Source organism: Blastococcus sp. SYSU DS0539, assembly GCF_054050855.1.
In genome coordinates this window covers 35,886-50,041 of record NZ_JBJHAF010000015.1, presented here as the reverse complement: position 1 = coordinate 50,041, position 14,156 = coordinate 35,886, and the positions used below count along the sequence as shown (strand labels likewise).

General features: G+C 73.7%; 14 protein-coding genes and 1 pseudogene. 8 read left to right on the top strand and 7 right to left on the bottom strand.

Going from position 1 to position 14,156, the window contains the following annotated elements; translation table 11 throughout:
* Window positions 1–25 precede the first annotated feature (25 nt).
* Window positions 26–625 carry a hypothetical protein gene (locus ACI790_RS17280; RefSeq protein WP_456571026.1) on the top strand — a complete coding sequence of 200 codons (600 nt, stop codon included), beginning with the start codon at window positions 26–28 and terminating at the stop codon, window positions 623–625.
* Window positions 626–631: 6 nt separating this feature from the next.
* Here the strand turns inward: ACI790_RS17280 and ACI790_RS17275 are convergent, their stop codons facing one another.
* The 4 genes from ACI790_RS17275 to ACI790_RS17260 all read right to left on the bottom strand — a co-directional run bounded on the left by ACI790_RS17275 (window position 632) and on the right by ACI790_RS17260 (window position 5,748).
* Window positions 632–1,297: an acVLRF1 family peptidyl-tRNA hydrolase gene (locus ACI790_RS17275; RefSeq protein WP_456571025.1), complete on the bottom strand. Its 666-nt coding sequence runs from the start codon at window positions 1,295–1,297 to the stop codon at window positions 632–634.
* Window positions 1,294–2,550, bottom strand: a complete 1,257-nt coding sequence (locus ACI790_RS17270; protein ID WP_456571024.1) for an alpha/beta fold hydrolase — start codon at window positions 2,548–2,550, stop codon at window positions 1,294–1,296. Before ACI790_RS17270 ends, ACI790_RS17275 begins: the two co-directional genes overlap by 4 nt.
* Before the next feature lie 11 nt (window positions 2,551–2,561).
* Window positions 2,562–3,776, bottom strand: a complete 1,215-nt coding sequence (locus ACI790_RS17265) for an MFS transporter (protein WP_456571023.1) — start codon at window positions 3,774–3,776, stop codon at window positions 2,562–2,564.
* Window positions 3,777–3,933: 157 nt separating this feature from the next.
* On the bottom strand, window positions 3,934–5,748 hold the full coding sequence (locus tag ACI790_RS17260; RefSeq protein ID WP_456571022.1) for a phosphoenolpyruvate carboxykinase (GTP): 1,815 nt from the start codon (window positions 5,746–5,748) through the stop codon (window positions 3,934–3,936).
* Between the two features lie 279 nt (window positions 5,749–6,027).
* On the opposite strand from ACI790_RS17260, the gene ACI790_RS17255 reads away from it, so the two are divergent.
* Window positions 6,028–6,447 carry a hypothetical protein gene (locus ACI790_RS17255; protein ID WP_456571021.1) on the top strand — a complete coding sequence of 140 codons (420 nt, stop codon included), beginning with the start codon at window positions 6,028–6,030 and terminating at the stop codon, window positions 6,445–6,447.
* On the opposite strand, the gene ACI790_RS17250 is transcribed toward ACI790_RS17255, so the two are convergent.
* Window positions 6,432–7,274: a metalloregulator ArsR/SmtB family transcription factor gene (locus tag ACI790_RS17250; protein WP_456571020.1), complete on the bottom strand. Its 843-nt coding sequence runs from the start codon at window positions 7,272–7,274 to the stop codon at window positions 6,432–6,434. The genes ACI790_RS17255 and ACI790_RS17250 overlap by 16 nt on opposite strands.
* Window positions 7,275–7,354: 80 nt before the next feature.
* Here ACI790_RS17250 and ACI790_RS17245 point away from each other — a divergent pair, with 80 nt between their 5' ends.
* The 4 genes and pseudogenes from ACI790_RS17245 (at window position 7,355) to ACI790_RS17230 (ending at window position 9,642) form a co-directional block, all read left to right on the top strand.
* Window positions 7,355–7,573, top strand: coding sequence for a hypothetical protein (locus ACI790_RS17245; RefSeq protein ID WP_456571019.1), 219 nt, complete (start codon window positions 7,355–7,357; stop codon window positions 7,571–7,573).
* A 78-nt stretch (window positions 7,574–7,651) separates the two neighbouring features.
* The gene (locus tag ACI790_RS17240) at window positions 7,652–7,894 is read left to right on the top strand and encodes an acyl carrier protein (protein WP_456571018.1); all 243 of its coding nucleotides are present in this window, start codon (window positions 7,652–7,654) and stop codon (window positions 7,892–7,894) included.
* 10 nt (window positions 7,895–7,904) lie between these two features.
* A pseudogene (locus ACI790_RS17235) lies at window positions 7,905–8,879 on the top strand (NAD(P)H-dependent flavin oxidoreductase); the annotation flags it as partial.
* Window positions 8,880–9,102: 223 nt separating this feature from the next.
* A complete protein-coding gene (locus tag ACI790_RS17230; protein WP_456571017.1) occupies window positions 9,103–9,642 on the top strand; it encodes a hypothetical protein in 540 nt (179 codons plus the stop codon).
* Window positions 9,643–9,862: 220 nt separating this feature from the next.
* Here ACI790_RS17230 and ACI790_RS17225 read toward each other — a convergent pair whose 3' ends face one another.
* A complete protein-coding gene (locus tag ACI790_RS17225) occupies window positions 9,863–10,555 on the bottom strand; it encodes a DsbA family oxidoreductase (RefSeq protein WP_456571016.1) in 693 nt (230 codons plus the stop codon).
* A gap of 38 nt (window positions 10,556–10,593) precedes the next feature.
* Window positions 10,594–10,971 carry an FKBP-type peptidyl-prolyl cis-trans isomerase gene (locus ACI790_RS17220; protein WP_456571015.1) on the bottom strand — a complete coding sequence of 126 codons (378 nt, stop codon included), beginning with the start codon at window positions 10,969–10,971 and terminating at the stop codon, window positions 10,594–10,596.
* Between the two features lie 237 nt (window positions 10,972–11,208).
* Here ACI790_RS17220 and ACI790_RS17215 point away from each other — a divergent pair, with 237 nt between their 5' ends.
* Together ACI790_RS17215 and ACI790_RS17210 are read left to right on the top strand one after the other, a co-directional pair.
* Window positions 11,209–12,921 (top strand): glycoside hydrolase family 13 protein, encoded by a 1,713-nt coding sequence (locus ACI790_RS17215; protein ID WP_456571014.1) that lies wholly within the window; start codon window positions 11,209–11,211, stop codon window positions 12,919–12,921.
* 84 nt (window positions 12,922–13,005) lie between these two features.
* Window positions 13,006–14,136, top strand: a complete 1,131-nt coding sequence (locus ACI790_RS17210) for an FUSC family protein (protein WP_456571013.1) — start codon at window positions 13,006–13,008, stop codon at window positions 14,134–14,136.
* Window positions 14,137–14,156 lie beyond the last annotated feature (20 nt).

The window sequence follows — 14,156 nt, the reverse complement described above, 5'->3', positions numbered from 1 at the left end:
CCGGTTCCCCCGCGAATGTGTCGCCATGGGAACCGGCCGGTCCGCGGTGGTGATCGGCGCGCTGGCCTCCGCGCTCGCCGCCTGCGCCCCGGCGGGGGCCCGCCAGGAGGAGCCGCGGGACAGCGGCCCGTTCGTCGAGTTCTCGGTCCCCGGTGAGCCGGTGCCGCTGCCGCACCCCGAGGAGCTGCTGGCCCTGCCGCCGGTTCCGTGGGAGGTACACGCGCTGCTGGAAGAGGTCCAGACGCGCTGGGGCGAGCACCCCGACCTCGGTCAGTCGGAGATCAGCCGCGACCGGGAGCTGGTGATCCTGCGCTGGCACGGCCCGCCACCGGCCGAGCTGGTCGCGCTCACCGACTCCGCCGCGGGCTTCGACGTGCGGATCGACGCGACCCCCTTCCGCACCACGGAGCTCGTCGCGGAGGCGGGCCGCCTGGTCCGGGAGCACCCCGGCGTCGTCACCGGAGCCGGTCCCCGGGGCGCCGGCGACGGCATCACGGTCGGCATCGACCCCTCGGCCGCCGGGAGCGCCGACGCCGACGCCCTCGAGGACCTCGGCGTCATCAGCCGGTTCCCGCTGTTCCCGCAGGCGATGTCCGCCCCGGTCGCCGCGAGCGCCGTCGGCTGACGCCGGTCAGGAGCGGTCCTGCGGCTCCACGATGTGCACCTCCACCGCGCGGAACTGCTTCGGCGTCTCCAGCAGCACGGCCTTGGTCGGCTCCCCCACCTCCAGGGCGGGCTCGCGGCGCAGGGCGGCCAGCGGGCGCAGCCGCGCATCGGCCAGCACGTCGTCGGCCAGCCCCCGGTCGCCGCCGGTGAACAGCGCCGCCAGCCCGTCGGCGTGTGGCAGCAGCACCCGGGCGGCGGTCTCGACCGCGTGCTCGACGACGGCGTCGGTCTGGTTCGCGCGGCGCCGGGCGAACCGCTGCTGCGACCAGCCGCCGGCCGCTGTCCGGCCCTGCACCTGCCGGGCGTCGACCTTGGACACGACCAGGCGGTCGCCGTCGAAGACGCCGACCGCCCACCGGCCGCGGCGGACCAGCAGCACCGCGGCCCGCCTCGGCCGGCCCGCGGCGGCGGTGAAGCTGCCGAGCAGGGGGGTCTCCGGCGTCCAGCCGAACGGCGCGCGCAGGACGACGGTGGTGGTGTCCGCGCAGGTGACCCGCAGCCCGTCGTCGGCCGGCGCCACCTCGGTGAACGCGCCGTGCCGGGTGGCGACGCCGTCCAGCCAGCGGCCCAGCCGCTCGGGAGCCACGCCGAGCCGGCGCCCACCGCCGGCGGCCGGCCGCGGACGGGTCACCGGGACCGCAGGTCGAGCAGCCGGTCGAGCACGTCCCCGACCCGGAGGCCGTCGTGCTCGTGCTCGTTGGTCACCCAGGTGCGCACGTTGCCGACCGCCTCGGCGGTCTCCAGCGACAGCCCGGCGTCGACGTACATGTCGTCGAAGTAGACGGCGGCGTCCACCGGGACCTCGTTGGCGGCCAGCCGCTCGGGGTCGTAGAGCGCGGGGAACTGCTCGAGCGCGGCCAGCGCGGCGGCGGCCGGGCCGAACGGCCGTAGCGAGGCGATCTCCTCGAACATCCAGGGGTAGATCATCTCGCCGGTGAAGGGCAGCGGGCGGCGGTCGCCGTCGAACTCCGGGCCGCGCTCGTCCTGCGCCGCCCAGCCGATCGCGCCCGGCCCCTGCGCGTAGATGCTCTCGTGCAGGGCCGCGTAGAGCGGGTTGTCCCAGTAGGAGGTCCGCCGGGTGACCTGATCGAGGAAGGTGTCGGACAGGCCGCCGTCGTCGTCGAGCGCCTCCTCGAACAGCCAGTGCAGCTCCTCGGCCCCGTCCCGGGTGCCCAGCGCCTGCCCGACGGTCTGCAGCCGGCGGACGGTGAGCCGGTCGCCGTCGGGCAGCGTCGCGGGCTCGGCGGCCAGCCGATCGGCGACGGCGGCGATCCGCGCGACGTCGTCCGCGTACCGCTCGTAGAACCGCCGGGTCTTCGCCGCGACGCGGGGATACGTGCGCCGGTAGACCTCCCGGCCGCCGGCGTGCAGGCCGGCCAGCCCGCCGGTGACCAGGCACCGCCGGAGACCTTCCGGCGCCCGCGACAGGTAGGTGAGCGTGACGAAGCCGCCGTAGCTCTGGCCCAGCGTGGTCCACGGGCGGCCGCCGTAGAGGGTGGCCCGCACGTGCTCGGCGTCGGCCACGATCGAGTCCGCGCGGAAGGCGAGCAGGTGGGCGGCTGCCGTGGCGCCGTCGGGGAACCGGCTGATCGTCGCGCCGGTGACCCGGGAGCTGCGCCCGGTGCCGCGCTGGTCGAGCAGCACCACCCGGAACTCGCGCAGCGCGCGGTCGATCCAGCTCCCGCGGGCCGGCCGCGGCGACTTCCCGCCCGGGCCGCCCTGCAGGAAGAGCAGCAGCGGGAGGTCGTCGCCGCGCTTGTCGGGGTGCACCAGTTCCCGCACGAAGACGTCCAGGGTGCCGCCCGCGTCGGGGTCGCCCCAGTGCAGCGGCACGGTCACCGACCGGTCGCGCACGTGCGCTCCGGGGAGCGCGTACTCCTCCACGGCGTCGCCGGTCAGCGGGCCAGCGCCGGCTCGGCGGCGTGCTCGGCCGGCACGTGCAGCAGCCGCTGGTAGGAGGCGACGACGACCGCGGCGATCCCCGCGGCGACGATCGCGACGACGAAGGCCCGGTTGGCGCCGGCGACGTCGACGATCTTGCCCGCGGCCGAGGCGCCCACGGCGACGCCCAGGCCCAGCGCGGTGCCGATCCAGGTGAACGCCTCCGTGACCGCCGACCGGGGCACGAGGAGCTCCGCGAGGGTGAAGGAGCTGATCAGCGAGGGCGACACCGCGATGCCCGCGACGATCACGAACGGCACCATCACCCAGATGTCGTCGATGAACACCAGCGGGACGACCAGCAGGGTGAGCAGCGCCAGGGCGCCGACCAGCCGGAGCCGGAGCGGCAGCTGCCAGTGGATGGCGCCCCAGCCGATGCCGCTGGCCATCGACCCCACCGCCAGACTGGCGATCAGCACGCCGGAGAGCGCCATGGCGTCCCGCTCGTCGGCGAAGGCGACCAGGGCGATCTCGAGGGTGCCGAGGATCGCGCCGACCGCGGCCCCGACGACGAACAGCACGCGCAGCCCCGTGGTGCGGATCGCGGAGGGGCCCTGCCGGCTGGCGTGCCCGTGCGGCTCCGGTTCGGTGCGGCGCTGGGCGGCGAACAGCAGGCTGCCCACGGTGGCGAGGGTGAACGCCGTGACGACGCCGGAGGTCGCGTGCCCCGTCGTCGAGAGGAACGTGACGAGGACCGGGCCGACGATGAAGACGAACTCGTCGACGACGGACTCCATCGACAGCGCGGTGTGCAACCGGTGGCTGCCGCGGAGCAGGTGGGTCCAGCGGACGCGGATCATCGAGGAGACCGGCGGGATGCAGGCCCCGGCCAGCCCCGCCGAGGCGAAGACGATCCAGAGCGGCCAGGCCTGGCGCACGGAGAACAGGAAGACCAGGCCGGAGAGGACGAAGACGACCAGCACCGGCAGCAGCACCTGGCGCTGACCGTACGTGTCCGCCCACCGCCCCAGCAGCGGCCCCGCGATCGCCGTCGTCACCGCACCCACGGCGGCCACGGCGCCACCGAGGCCGTAGGAACCGGTCTCGGACGCGACCAGCAGAACCGAGCCGAGCCCGACCATCGAGAGGGGCAGCCGGCCGATGAAGGCGGCGAGCACCATCGGCAGGGCGTGCGGCGTCCGCAGCACCTGCAGGTAGGGATTCGGCACGAGTGGGGTTGCCTCCGAGAAGGAGAAGGGGGGCGGCAGCCACGCTAACCGACCCGCGACCGACACGCCGTGACGGCCGACCGACCCCCCGCCCCCGGGGCGGGGACGACGAAGGGCCCGGACCGCGGCTGCGGTCCGGGCCCTGTGTCGACCTGGTTCAGGCGAGGCGGCTCTTCAGGATCTCCAGCTCGTCCCACATGGTGCTGGGCAGCTTGTCACCGAACTTCTCGAACCACTCGGTGATCTGCGGGATCTCCTCGCGCCACTCCTCGGGCTTGACCGCGAGGGCCTGCTCGACCTGCTCGGGCGTCATGTCCAGGCCCGAGACGTCGAGCGAGTCGACGGTGGGCACGTGGCCGACCGGCGTCTCGACGGCGGCCGCGGTGCCCTCGAGGCGCTCGATGACCCACTTCAGCACCCGGCTGTTCTCGCCGAAGCCCGGCCACAGGAAGCCGCCGTCCTCGTCGCGGCGGAACCAGTTCACGTAGAAGATCTTCGGCAGCTTGCTGGCGTCGTGCTGCTTGCCGGTGTTCACCCAGTGGCCGAAGTAGTCACCGGCGTTGTAGCCGATGAACGGCAGCATGGCGAACGGGTCGCGGCGGACGACGCCGACGGCGCCGGTCGCGGCCGCGGTGGTCTCCGAGGAGAGCGTGGCCCCCATGAAGACGCCGTGGTTCCAGTCCCGGGCCTCGCTGACGAGCGGGATCGTCGTCTTGCGGCGGCCACCGAAGAGGATCGCCGAGATCGGCACGCCCTTCGGGTCCTCGTACTCCGGCGCCAGGATCGGGCACTGGGCGATCGGCGTGCAGAACCGCGAGTTCGGGTGCGACGAGAGCTCGTCGGACTCCGGCGTCCAGTCCCGGCCCTTCCAGTCGGTGAGGTGGGCCGGCGGCTCGTCGGTCATCCCCTCCCACCAGACGTCGCCGTCGTCGGTCAGGGCGACGTTGGTGAAGACCGAGTTGCCCTGGTCGATCGTGCGCATGGCGTTGGGGTTGGTGTCCCAGCCGGTGCCCGGCGCGACGCCGAAGAGGCCGAACTCGGGGTTGAGCGCGTAGAGGTGCCCGTCCTCGCCGAAGCGCATCCAGGCGATGTCGTCGCCGAGGGTCTCGACCTCCCAGCCGGGGATGGTCGGCTCGAGCATCGCGAGGTTGGTCTTCCCGCAGGCCGAGGGGAAGGCGGCGGCGATGTAGTAGGTCTTCTGCTGCGGGTTGGTGAGCTTGAGGATCAGCATGTGCTCGGCCAGCCAGCCCTCGTCGCGCGCCATCACCGAGGCGATGCGCAGCGAGTAGCACTTCTTGCCCAGCAGGGCGTTGCCGCCGTACCCGGAGCCGTACGACCAGATGGCCCGCTCCTCGGGGAAGTGCACGATGTACTTGGTGTCGCTGCACGGCCACGGGACGTCGGCCTGGCCGTCCTCGAGCGGGGCGCCGAGGGAGTGCATCGCGGGCACGAACGGGCGGTCGGTGCCCATGGCCTCGAGGATGCGGCTGCCGATGCGCGCCATGACGCGCATGGAGACGACGACGTACTCGGAGTCGGTGAGCTCGACGCCGAACATCGGGTTCTCGGCCTCGACCGGGCCCATGCAGAACGGGATGACGTACATCGTCCGGCCGCGCATGCACCCCCGGTACAGCTCGGTCATGACCGACTTCATCTCGGCCGGGTCCATCCAGTTGTTGGTGGGACCGGCGTCGGCCTCGTCGACCGAGCAGATGTAGGTGCGGTCCTCGACGCGCGCGACGTCGCTGGGGTCGGAGGCGCAGTGGAAGGAGTTGGGCTTCTTGGCCAGCGGCGTGAAGGTGCCGGCCGCGACCAGCTTCTGGGTGAGCCGCTCCCACTCCTCGTCCGTGCCGTCGACCCACACCACCTGGTCCGGCGTCGTCAGCTCGGCCATCTCCCGCACCCACGCCAGGAGGCGGGCGTGCGTGGTGGGGGCGTCTTCCAGACCTGCGGTGGCCACGGTGGTCACGGCGTCTCCATCCTCTGCGTAGCCGGGGCGGAGTCCTGCACCGGCGGTGGTGCGGTCTACCGGCGTCGCGACTGGTGCACCGCGCCGGATCAGGTGAGGTTACCGGGGCGTCGCACCGGTGTAACCGTGAGAGATGTTACGTCTAGGACGTCTTCGTCTCGGGCCGAAAGCCCCTGGCAGGGCGGCCGGCGCAGGGGTCGGACATGCTCCGGGACCCGCTGCCGCGGGCGGGGCGCCGGACGCCCCACGACGGTCGCCCGGGTCCTACCGTGCGCCGGCATGGCGCATGCTCCGGCGCTGGTCCGCGCCGCCACGATCCAGCTCGCCGCCGGCCTGGCCGGCCAGGTGGTCGCCCTCCGTCGGCGCCGCTCCTTCGACGTCCCCTTCCTGACGGGCAGCCCCGAGCACGTCGGCCGCGACTCGTGGTGGTTCGGCACGGCGATCAGCGCGCCGTCCTACATGCTCGGCAGCCAGGCGTGGGCCGTCGTCCGGTTGCTGCGCGACCCCACGGACGACCGGGCACGGCGGGCGCTGCGCCTGCTCGGCACGGGGATGGTCGGCGGCTACCTCTCCGAGCGCCTGTGCCGGCGCCGGCTGACCCCCACGGGTCTCGACCCGGTGGAGACGCCGATCGTGGCGCTCGGGTTCGGCGGCTCCGTCGCCATGGCCCTGCTGGCCCGCCGTCAGCCCCGGCCGTAGGCGGGCCCGACCTCGGCGGAGAAGGACTCCCAGTCGCCGGGCACCGAGCGCCCGCCCAGCTCGGCGTCGAGCTTGTCCAGGTACCAGTGCCAACCCATCGCGAAGTCGGTGACGTCCGCGTCGGCGGCGAACACCTGCACGAAGCGGAGGACGGTCCGGTCGTCCTCGACGGAGAGGTCCAGGTCGATCCGCCACACGCCGGAGCCCTCCGGTTCCTGGACCCACGCCACGACCAGCCGCCGGGGCGGGGTGCACTCGACGATGCGCATCGGCTCGCCGACCTGCTCTTCCTCGTGGGTCATGGTGAAGGTGCCGTGCCCGCCGGGGCCCCGCTCGCCCTCGTAGGTGCCGATCCAGCGGGCCATCCGGTCGGGGTCGGTGAGCGCCGCCCAGACGTCCTCGACCGGATCGGGCCACGAGCGGCGGAACTCCAGCCGCTGCCGCCCGTCCGCCTCGGTGGTGACGGCTCCCCGCCGCGCCTCCAGGTCCACGTCCTCACGTCGCTGGTCCATGTCCCTCCACCTTCCTCCGTGCCCGCCGGCCGCGGGCATCTCGGTGTCCAGGGCGTCCAGCCGGGACGCCCACAGGTCGCGGTAGCGCTCCAGCCAGTCGTCGATCTCCCGCAGCGGCCCGGGGTCGAGCGCGTACAGCCGCTGCCGCCCGTCGCTGCGCACCCGGACCAGGCCGGCTTCGCGCAGCACCCGCAGGTGCCGGCTGATCGCCGGTCGGCTGACGGGGAAGCGGTCGGCCAGCTCCCCGGCGGGGAGCTCCCCGGCGGCGAGCAGGTCGAGCAGGGCCCGCCGGGTCGAGTCGCCGAGCGCCTGCATCCTCCACGCGGCTTGCGCAATACATCAGTTACGCATCGGGCGAGGGGTTGGCGCGCGACGACGGCGGATAGGAGGGGCCCATGACCGTCACCGATCCCGACGTCCCCGACCCGCTCAACGACCCGCGCACGAGCCAGGCGGACCCCGGGGCCTACGGCCAGGGCGCCGACCTCGCCTCCACCGTCGACGACCCGGCCGCTACCGGGGAGGAGGAGCTGGCGACCAGCCAGACCGTGTCCGACGAGGCCGGCGGGGGCGACGTCACCGGCGGCGCCTTCTCCGACGGGCCGTCCACCTGACTTCGATGTGACGGAGTGTTCCGCCCCGGACCGGGGTAGGGGCCGGGAGTCCGAACCGCTCCCCACGAAGGAGGACCGATGGCCACCGGTGAGACCGGCTTCGCCGACGTCACGTTCGACCTGATCTCCGTGCAGTACCACTCGCTCAAGGCCGGGCACGACTACGGCCAGTACGTCCGGGACGCAGAGAACGCCGGCCTGGACGACGTGGCGAGCTTCTTCCGCGAGGTGATGGAGCAGGACTCCGCCCGCGCGAAGCGCTGCCACGAGCTGCTCGCCAAGCTCGAGGGCACCGAGCACGGCGGCCCCGCCACGCAGTAGCAGTCCGGGTGAGGATGACCGGGTGATCCGGACCGCGCTCACCCGCCTGCTGGACGTGACCACGCCGGTCATCGGTGCGCCGATGGCCGGCGTGGCCGGTGGTGGGCTCGCCGCGGCGGTCTCCCGGGCCGGTGGGCTCGGCATGATCGGCGTGGGCGGGTCGACCTCGGCGGAGTTCCTCGCCGAGCAGTGCGCCGTACCGGCGGGGCAGCACCTGCCGTTCGGCATCGGCCTGATGGCCTGGGTCCTGCCCGACCGCCCCGACCTGCTCGACGCGACCGTCGCGGCCCGGCCGGCCCTGGTGTCGGTCTCCTTCGGCGACCCGGCGCCCGTCGTCCCCCTCCTGCACGACGGGGGGATCACCGTGGCCGCGCAGGTCAACACCGTCGCCGACGTGCACCGCGCGGTCGCCGCCGGCGTGGACGTCGTGGTGGCCCAGGGCAGCGAGGCCGGCGGGCACACCGGGCACCGCGCCACCCTGCCGCTGCTCCAGGAGGTGCTCACCCTCACCGACCGGCCGGTGGTGGCCGCCGGGGGCATCGCCACCGGCGCCGGCGTGGCCGCCGCGCTGGCCGCCGGCGCGGCCGGCGTGTGGATCGGCACGCCGCTGCTCTCCTGCCCCGAGGCGCTCAACTCCCCCGCCGCCCGCGCGCGGGTGCGCGCCGCCGCCGGGGAGGACACCGTGCTGACCCGCTCGTTCGACGTCGCCCAGGGGCTGGCCTGGCCGGAGCGCTGGCCCGGCCGCGCCCTGGTCAACGAGTTCAGCCGGACCTGGCACGGCCGCGAGGAGGAACTGGCCCGGGACGCCGAGGCGTCCCGACGGGTGGTCGACGCCCGGCGGACCGACGACCTGGAGCAGGCGCCGCTCTACGCCGGGGAGTCCGTCGGGCTGGTGACCGAGGAGCGCTCGGCCACCGACGTCGTGCGGGACCTCACCGCGAGCGCCGAGCAGGCGCTGCGGCGCGTGCCGGACCTGCTGGGCTAGTGCGGGTAGAGAGAGCACAGCTTCCACGACAGCGATACGTGGACGCGATCGCGGGAAGCGTCGTGACAGGTGGGCCCCCCGACCGGTACAGGCAGTCGGCCCTGGATATCGGCTTTCTGAGGTGTCCCCTGGTGTCGGGGGGAGCGGTCACACTCGTGGGGTGCCAGCCGCTCCGCCCGTCACGAGCCACGAGGAGGGGTCGCTCGCGTTCGTCGACGAATCCATGCGGATCGACGGCGACGACGGCACCTATCTGCTCGCCGCGGTCGTCGTCGAGCACGCCCGTTGCGAAGAGATCCGGCAGATCCTCCGCTCCATGCTCTACAAGCGGCAGGAGCGTCTGCACTGGCGCGACGAAGAGCTTCCGCGGCGGAGCAAGATCGCCGAAACGGTCGGTGGGTTGGGCCTCTCCGCCACCGTGGTGATCGGGACCCCCTTGGCGAAGAAGAAGCAGGAGCGCGCCCGCCGCAAGTGCCTGGAGACGCTCCTGCCGACGCTGGAGGGCAAGGGCGTGACGGAGGTGGTCCTGGAGGAGCGCACCCCCAGCCTGGTCCAGGCCGACCACCGGATGATCGCGGCGGTCCGCGGGAAGCGGCTGATCACGCCGACGCTGCGGGTGGCGACCGCCCGGCCGAAGGAGGAACCGATGCTGTGGCTGCCCGACGCCGTCGCCGGAGCACTGGCGGCGTCGCGAAACGGCGGGCAGGTCGAGTGGCTACGTCTCGTCGGATACGTCGAGGAGATCGCGATCTCGACCCGGTGATTCTCCGACGGCCCTGTGCCCGGAATGCGCGAAAGCCGGGTCCCGTCGTCCGGCGGGGGTCCCGGCTTCACTTCCCACCACCCTCAGGAGGCGAGCTACACCCAAGCATGCCCGAACTCGGAGCAAAAGCAACGTCCCGAGATCAGCGTTCCACTGCTGAGTGACTCAGACGGACCAGGTACGCGGGGCTGCTTGCATCGGCATCCAGCGCCGCACGCACCTAGACGGCGCAGTTGTCGCCGTCGCAGCCGTCGGCGGCCGGGACGGTGATCAGCGGGTGGGCGTCGGCCCAGGCCCGCTCGAGGATCTGCAGCAGCAACTCGGCCGGCTGGGCGCCCGCGGCGCCGTACTTCCGGTCGACCACGAAGAAGGGGACGCCGGTCGCGCCGAGCGCCTGCGCGGTCGCGCCGTCCTGCCGCACCGCGGCGAGGTAGCGTCGGTCGCCCAGCGCCTCGCGGACCTCGGCCTCGTCCAGGCCCACCTCGACGGCGAAGGGCACCAGCGAGTCGACGTCGAAGACCGGCCGCCCTTCCTCGAAGTAGGCGTGCAGCAGCCGCTCCTTGAGCTCGTTGCGCGCGCCGTGCTCGGCCGCCAGGTGCAGCAGCTCGTGCGCGAGCAGCGTGTTGCCGCTGACGGCGTCGGTCAGGTGGTACTCCAGGCCCTCACCGGCGGCCACCTGCTCGACCTGCGCCATGTTCGCGCGCATCTGCTCGACGCTCGTGCCGTACTTGCGGGCCAGGGCGGGGAGTGTCGGGTGGGTCTCGCCCTCGGGGACCGAGGGGTCGAGCTGGAACGACCGCCACACGACCTCGACCTGGTCACGGTGCGGGAACTTCTCGAGCGCGGCCTCCAGCCGGCGCTTCCCGATGTAGCACCACGGACAGACGACGTCGGACCAGACCTCTACCTGCATGCCCGGCCCAACGCCGTCGCCCGTCCGACGATTCCGGGTCAGCGCACGCCGACGAGGTCGACGACGAAGACCAGCGTCGCGCCCGGCTTGATGACGCCGCCGGCGCCGCGGTCGCCGTAGGCCTTGTGCGCCGGGATGGTGAGCCGGCGGCGCCCGCCGACCTTCATGCCGACGATGCCCTCGTCCCAGCCCTGGATGACCATGCCCACGCCCACCCGGAACTCGAGCGGGTCGCCGCGGTCCCAGGAGGCGTCGAACTGCTCGCCGCCCTCGTGGGTGACGCCGACGTAGTGGGTGCTCACCAGGTCACCGGCCTTGGCCTCCTGGCCGTCGCCGACGACCAGGTCCTCGATCACCAGGTCGTCGGGCGCCGGCCCGCTGGGCGGCTCGACCTCGGGTCGGGTCAGCTCGGCCACGAGACCTCCTCGCTGGCGCACGTCGGCCTCGTGCCCGACGGCGCTCCATCTCTGCGTGCCCTCACAAGCTCGGTCACCGATTCTCCCTCCCGCGCCGGGGATCTCCCGGCGCCGTCGCCCTCCATCCAAGCAGCGCCCGGCGCGTCCCTCTCCCCGACCGCCGTGCCCGACCACCTGGCCCCGCATCCCGTCGTCCTGACCGTGCGGGGTGCTGCCGGGCGTGCTGGGCTGGGGCCCATGGCCGCTGACCAGCCCGCGTGGTGGACCCGCGCCGTCGTGTACCAGGTCTACCCGCGCTCGTTCGCCGACTCCGACGGCGACGGCATCGGCGACCTCGGGGGCGTGCTGCTGCACCTGGACCACCTCGCCGATCTCGGCGTCGACGTCCTGTGGCTCTCGCCGGTCTACCCCTCGCCGCAGGCCGACAACGGCTACGACATCAGCGACTACCAGGACATCGACCCGCTGTTCGGCTCGCTGGAGCAGCTCGACGAGCTGATCGCCGCGCTGCACGCCCGCGGGATGAAGCTGCTCATGGACCTCGTGGTCAACCACACCAGCGACGAGCACCCGTGGTTCCAGGAGAGCCGGGCGTCCCGGTCCTCCCCGAAGCGCGACTGGTACTGGTGGCGGCCGCCGCGGCACGGCATGGAGGCCGGCGCGCCGGGCGCCGAGCCGACCAACTGGCAGGCCGCCTTCTCCGGGTCCACCTGGACCCTCGACGAGGCCAGCGGCGAGTACTACCTGCACCTGTTCGACCGCAAGCAGCCGGACCTGAACTGGGAGAACCCCGAGGTCCGGCAGGCGGTGCACGCGATGATGCGCTGGTGGCTCGACCGCGGGGTCGACGGCTTCCGCATGGACGTCATCAACATGATCAGCAAGGACGTCGGTCCGGACGGGCACCTGCACGACGGCCCGCCGCTGCCCGGGAGCAGCTACGGGGACGGGTCGGCGTCTTTCATCTGCGGACCGCGGATCCACGAGTTCCTCGCCGAGATGCGCCGCGAGGTCTTCGCCGGCCGGGAGGGCGCGTTCCTCACGGTGGGCGAGATGCCGGGCGTGACCGTGGAGGAGGCCGCGCTGTTCACCGACCCGGCGCGCGGCGAGGTGGACATGGTCTTCCAGTTCGAGCACGTGAACCTCGACCACGGGGCGTCGAAGTGGGACGTCCGGCCGCTGCGGATGCGCGACCTCAAGGCGTCGTTCGGCCGCTGGCAGGCCGGGCTGGCCGAGACGGGGTGGAACTCGCTCTACTGGGACAACCACGACCAGCCACGGGCGGTCTCCCGGTTCGGCGACGACTCCCCCGAGTACCGGCGCGACTCCGCGACCTGCCTGGCCACGCTGCTGCACCTGCACCGCGGGACGCCGTACGTCTACCAGGGGCAGGAGCTGGGGATGGCGAACTTCCCGTTCGCCTCGCTCGAGGAGTTCCGGGACGTCGAGTCCCTCAACCACCACGTGCAGGCGGTCTCGGCCGGCGAGGACCCGGCGCACGTGCTGGAAGCCCTGCGCCGGATGGGCCGGGACAACGCCCGCACGCCGGTGCAGTGGGACGCCGGCCCGAACGCCGGCTTCACCACCGGGACGCCGTGGCTGGCGGTCAACCCCGACCACGTCGAGTGGAACGCCGCCGCCCAGCGGGACGACGAGCGCTCGGTGCTCGCCCACTACCGGCGGCTGATCGCGCTGCGCCACGAGCTACCCGTGGTGGCGCTCGGCGACTTCACGATGCTGCTCCCCGACCACGACGACGTGTACGCGTTCACGCGGGTCCTGGACGACGTCACGCTGCTGGTCGTCTGCAACCTGTCCCGCACCGAGTACCGGCTGGCCGAGCTGCTGCCCGAGGCCCCCGCCGCCGAGCTGGTGCTGGGCAACCTGCCCGACGACGACCCCGCCGACCTCCGCCCCTGGGAGGCCCGGGTGCTGCGCCTGCCGGCCTGACCTGCGGCGATCCGGCCCGTCGCGGGCGCGTGGTGCAATGCCGGGTCGGGAGCAGCGGGACCCGGGGGACGGACGGAACGGACGATGGTGCAGCGCGCGGAGCGGTCCGAGGCGGCCGGGCGCCGTCCCGGCTGGTGGGGCGCGGCCCGTCGGACGTGGGCACGGCACCCCCGGTTCGGCCTCGCCCTGCGGGCGGCCGTCGCCGCGACGATCGCCTGGTGGCTGGCCCACCTGGTCCCCGGGCCGCTGTCGGAGTACCCGTACTACGCCCCGCTCGGCGCGGTCATCGCCACCACCGCGTCGACGCTGGCCGGCTCGGTGCGCTCCTCGCTGCAGACGGTCGCCGCCATCGCGCTGGGCGCCGGGGTCGCGCTGGCGGGCGACGCCCTGCTCGGCGAGCGGCTGCTCACCCTCGCCGTGGTCGTCGCCGCCGGGGTGGTGCTGTCCGGCTGGCAGCGGCTGGGCAGCTCCTACAGCTGGCTGCCGACGTCGGCGCTGTTCGTGCTCCTCATCGGCAACGAGAACACCACGGCGTACGTCCTCGGCTACCTCGGGCTGACCTTCCTGGGGGCGCTCGTCGGCGTCGCTGTCGCCGTCACCTTCCCGCCGCTCCCCCTGGCGCCCGCAGAGCAGACGCTCGCGACCCTGCGCGAGGCCCTGGCCGGCCAGCTGGACGACCTGGTGGACGCGCTGCGGCAGGAGCACCCGCCGACGCAGGACGAATGGCGCGGCCGGATCCACACGCTCGACCCGCTGCTGGCCCAGATGCGCGACGCCGTCCGGCAGACCGACGAGGCCCGCCGGGGCAACCGCCGCGCGGCCCGGTACCGGCCGGCCGCCGACCGGCAGTACCGGCAGGCCCGGGCGCTGGAGAGCCTGACGCTGCTGGTGGAGGACCTCACCATGCTGATCGCCGAGACCGAGCTCGCCGACCGGGAGAAGGTGCCGCTGGGGCCACGGCTGCGCCCGCCGGCGTCCCGGGCCCTCGCCGCCCTGGCGGAGGTGCTGCGCTCGGTCGACGGCGCCACCGCCGATCCGGACGCCACCCGCGAGGCCTACACCGCGCTGGACGAGTTCACCACCGAGCTGCGCCGCGCCCGGGCCACCACCGACGACGACCTGTTCGAGGCGGGGAACATCGTCGAGAACGTCCGCCGCTCGCTGGCCGCGGTGCGCCCGCCGGAGGTGGCCGACGCGCACGGCCCGGACGCTTGACCCTCGACCGGGTCGAGGCC

What these genes read in the sequence shown, in the direction of transcription:
- ACI790_RS17255 (WP_456571021.1), top strand. Translation starts at nt 6,028, where the DNA reads ATGGCGCATGCTCCGGCGCTGGTCCGCGCCGCCACGATCCAGCTCGCC.
- ACI790_RS17230 (WP_456571017.1), top strand. Translation starts at nt 9,103, where the DNA reads ATGCGGATCGACGGCGACGACGGCACCTATCTGCTCGCCGCGGTCGTC.
- ACI790_RS17240 (WP_456571018.1), top strand. Translation starts at nt 7,652, where the DNA reads ATGGCCACCGGTGAGACCGGCTTCGCCGACGTCACGTTCGACCTGATC.
- ACI790_RS17225 (WP_456571016.1), bottom strand. Translation starts at nt 10,555, where the DNA reads ATGCAGGTAGAGGTCTGGTCCGACGTCGTCTGTCCGTGGTGCTACATC.
- ACI790_RS17250 (WP_456571020.1), bottom strand. Translation starts at nt 7,274, where the DNA reads ATGCAGGCGCTCGGCGACTCGACCCGGCGGGCCCTGCTCGACCTGCTC.
- ACI790_RS17280 (WP_456571026.1), top strand. Translation starts at nt 26, where the DNA reads ATGGGAACCGGCCGGTCCGCGGTGGTGATCGGCGCGCTGGCCTCCGCG.
- ACI790_RS17210 (WP_456571013.1), top strand. Translation starts at nt 13,006, where the DNA reads ATGGTGCAGCGCGCGGAGCGGTCCGAGGCGGCCGGGCGCCGTCCCGGC.
- ACI790_RS17245 (WP_456571019.1), top strand. Translation starts at nt 7,355, where the DNA reads ATGACCGTCACCGATCCCGACGTCCCCGACCCGCTCAACGACCCGCGC.
- ACI790_RS17215 (WP_456571014.1), top strand. Translation starts at nt 11,209, where the DNA reads ATGGCCGCTGACCAGCCCGCGTGGTGGACCCGCGCCGTCGTGTACCAG.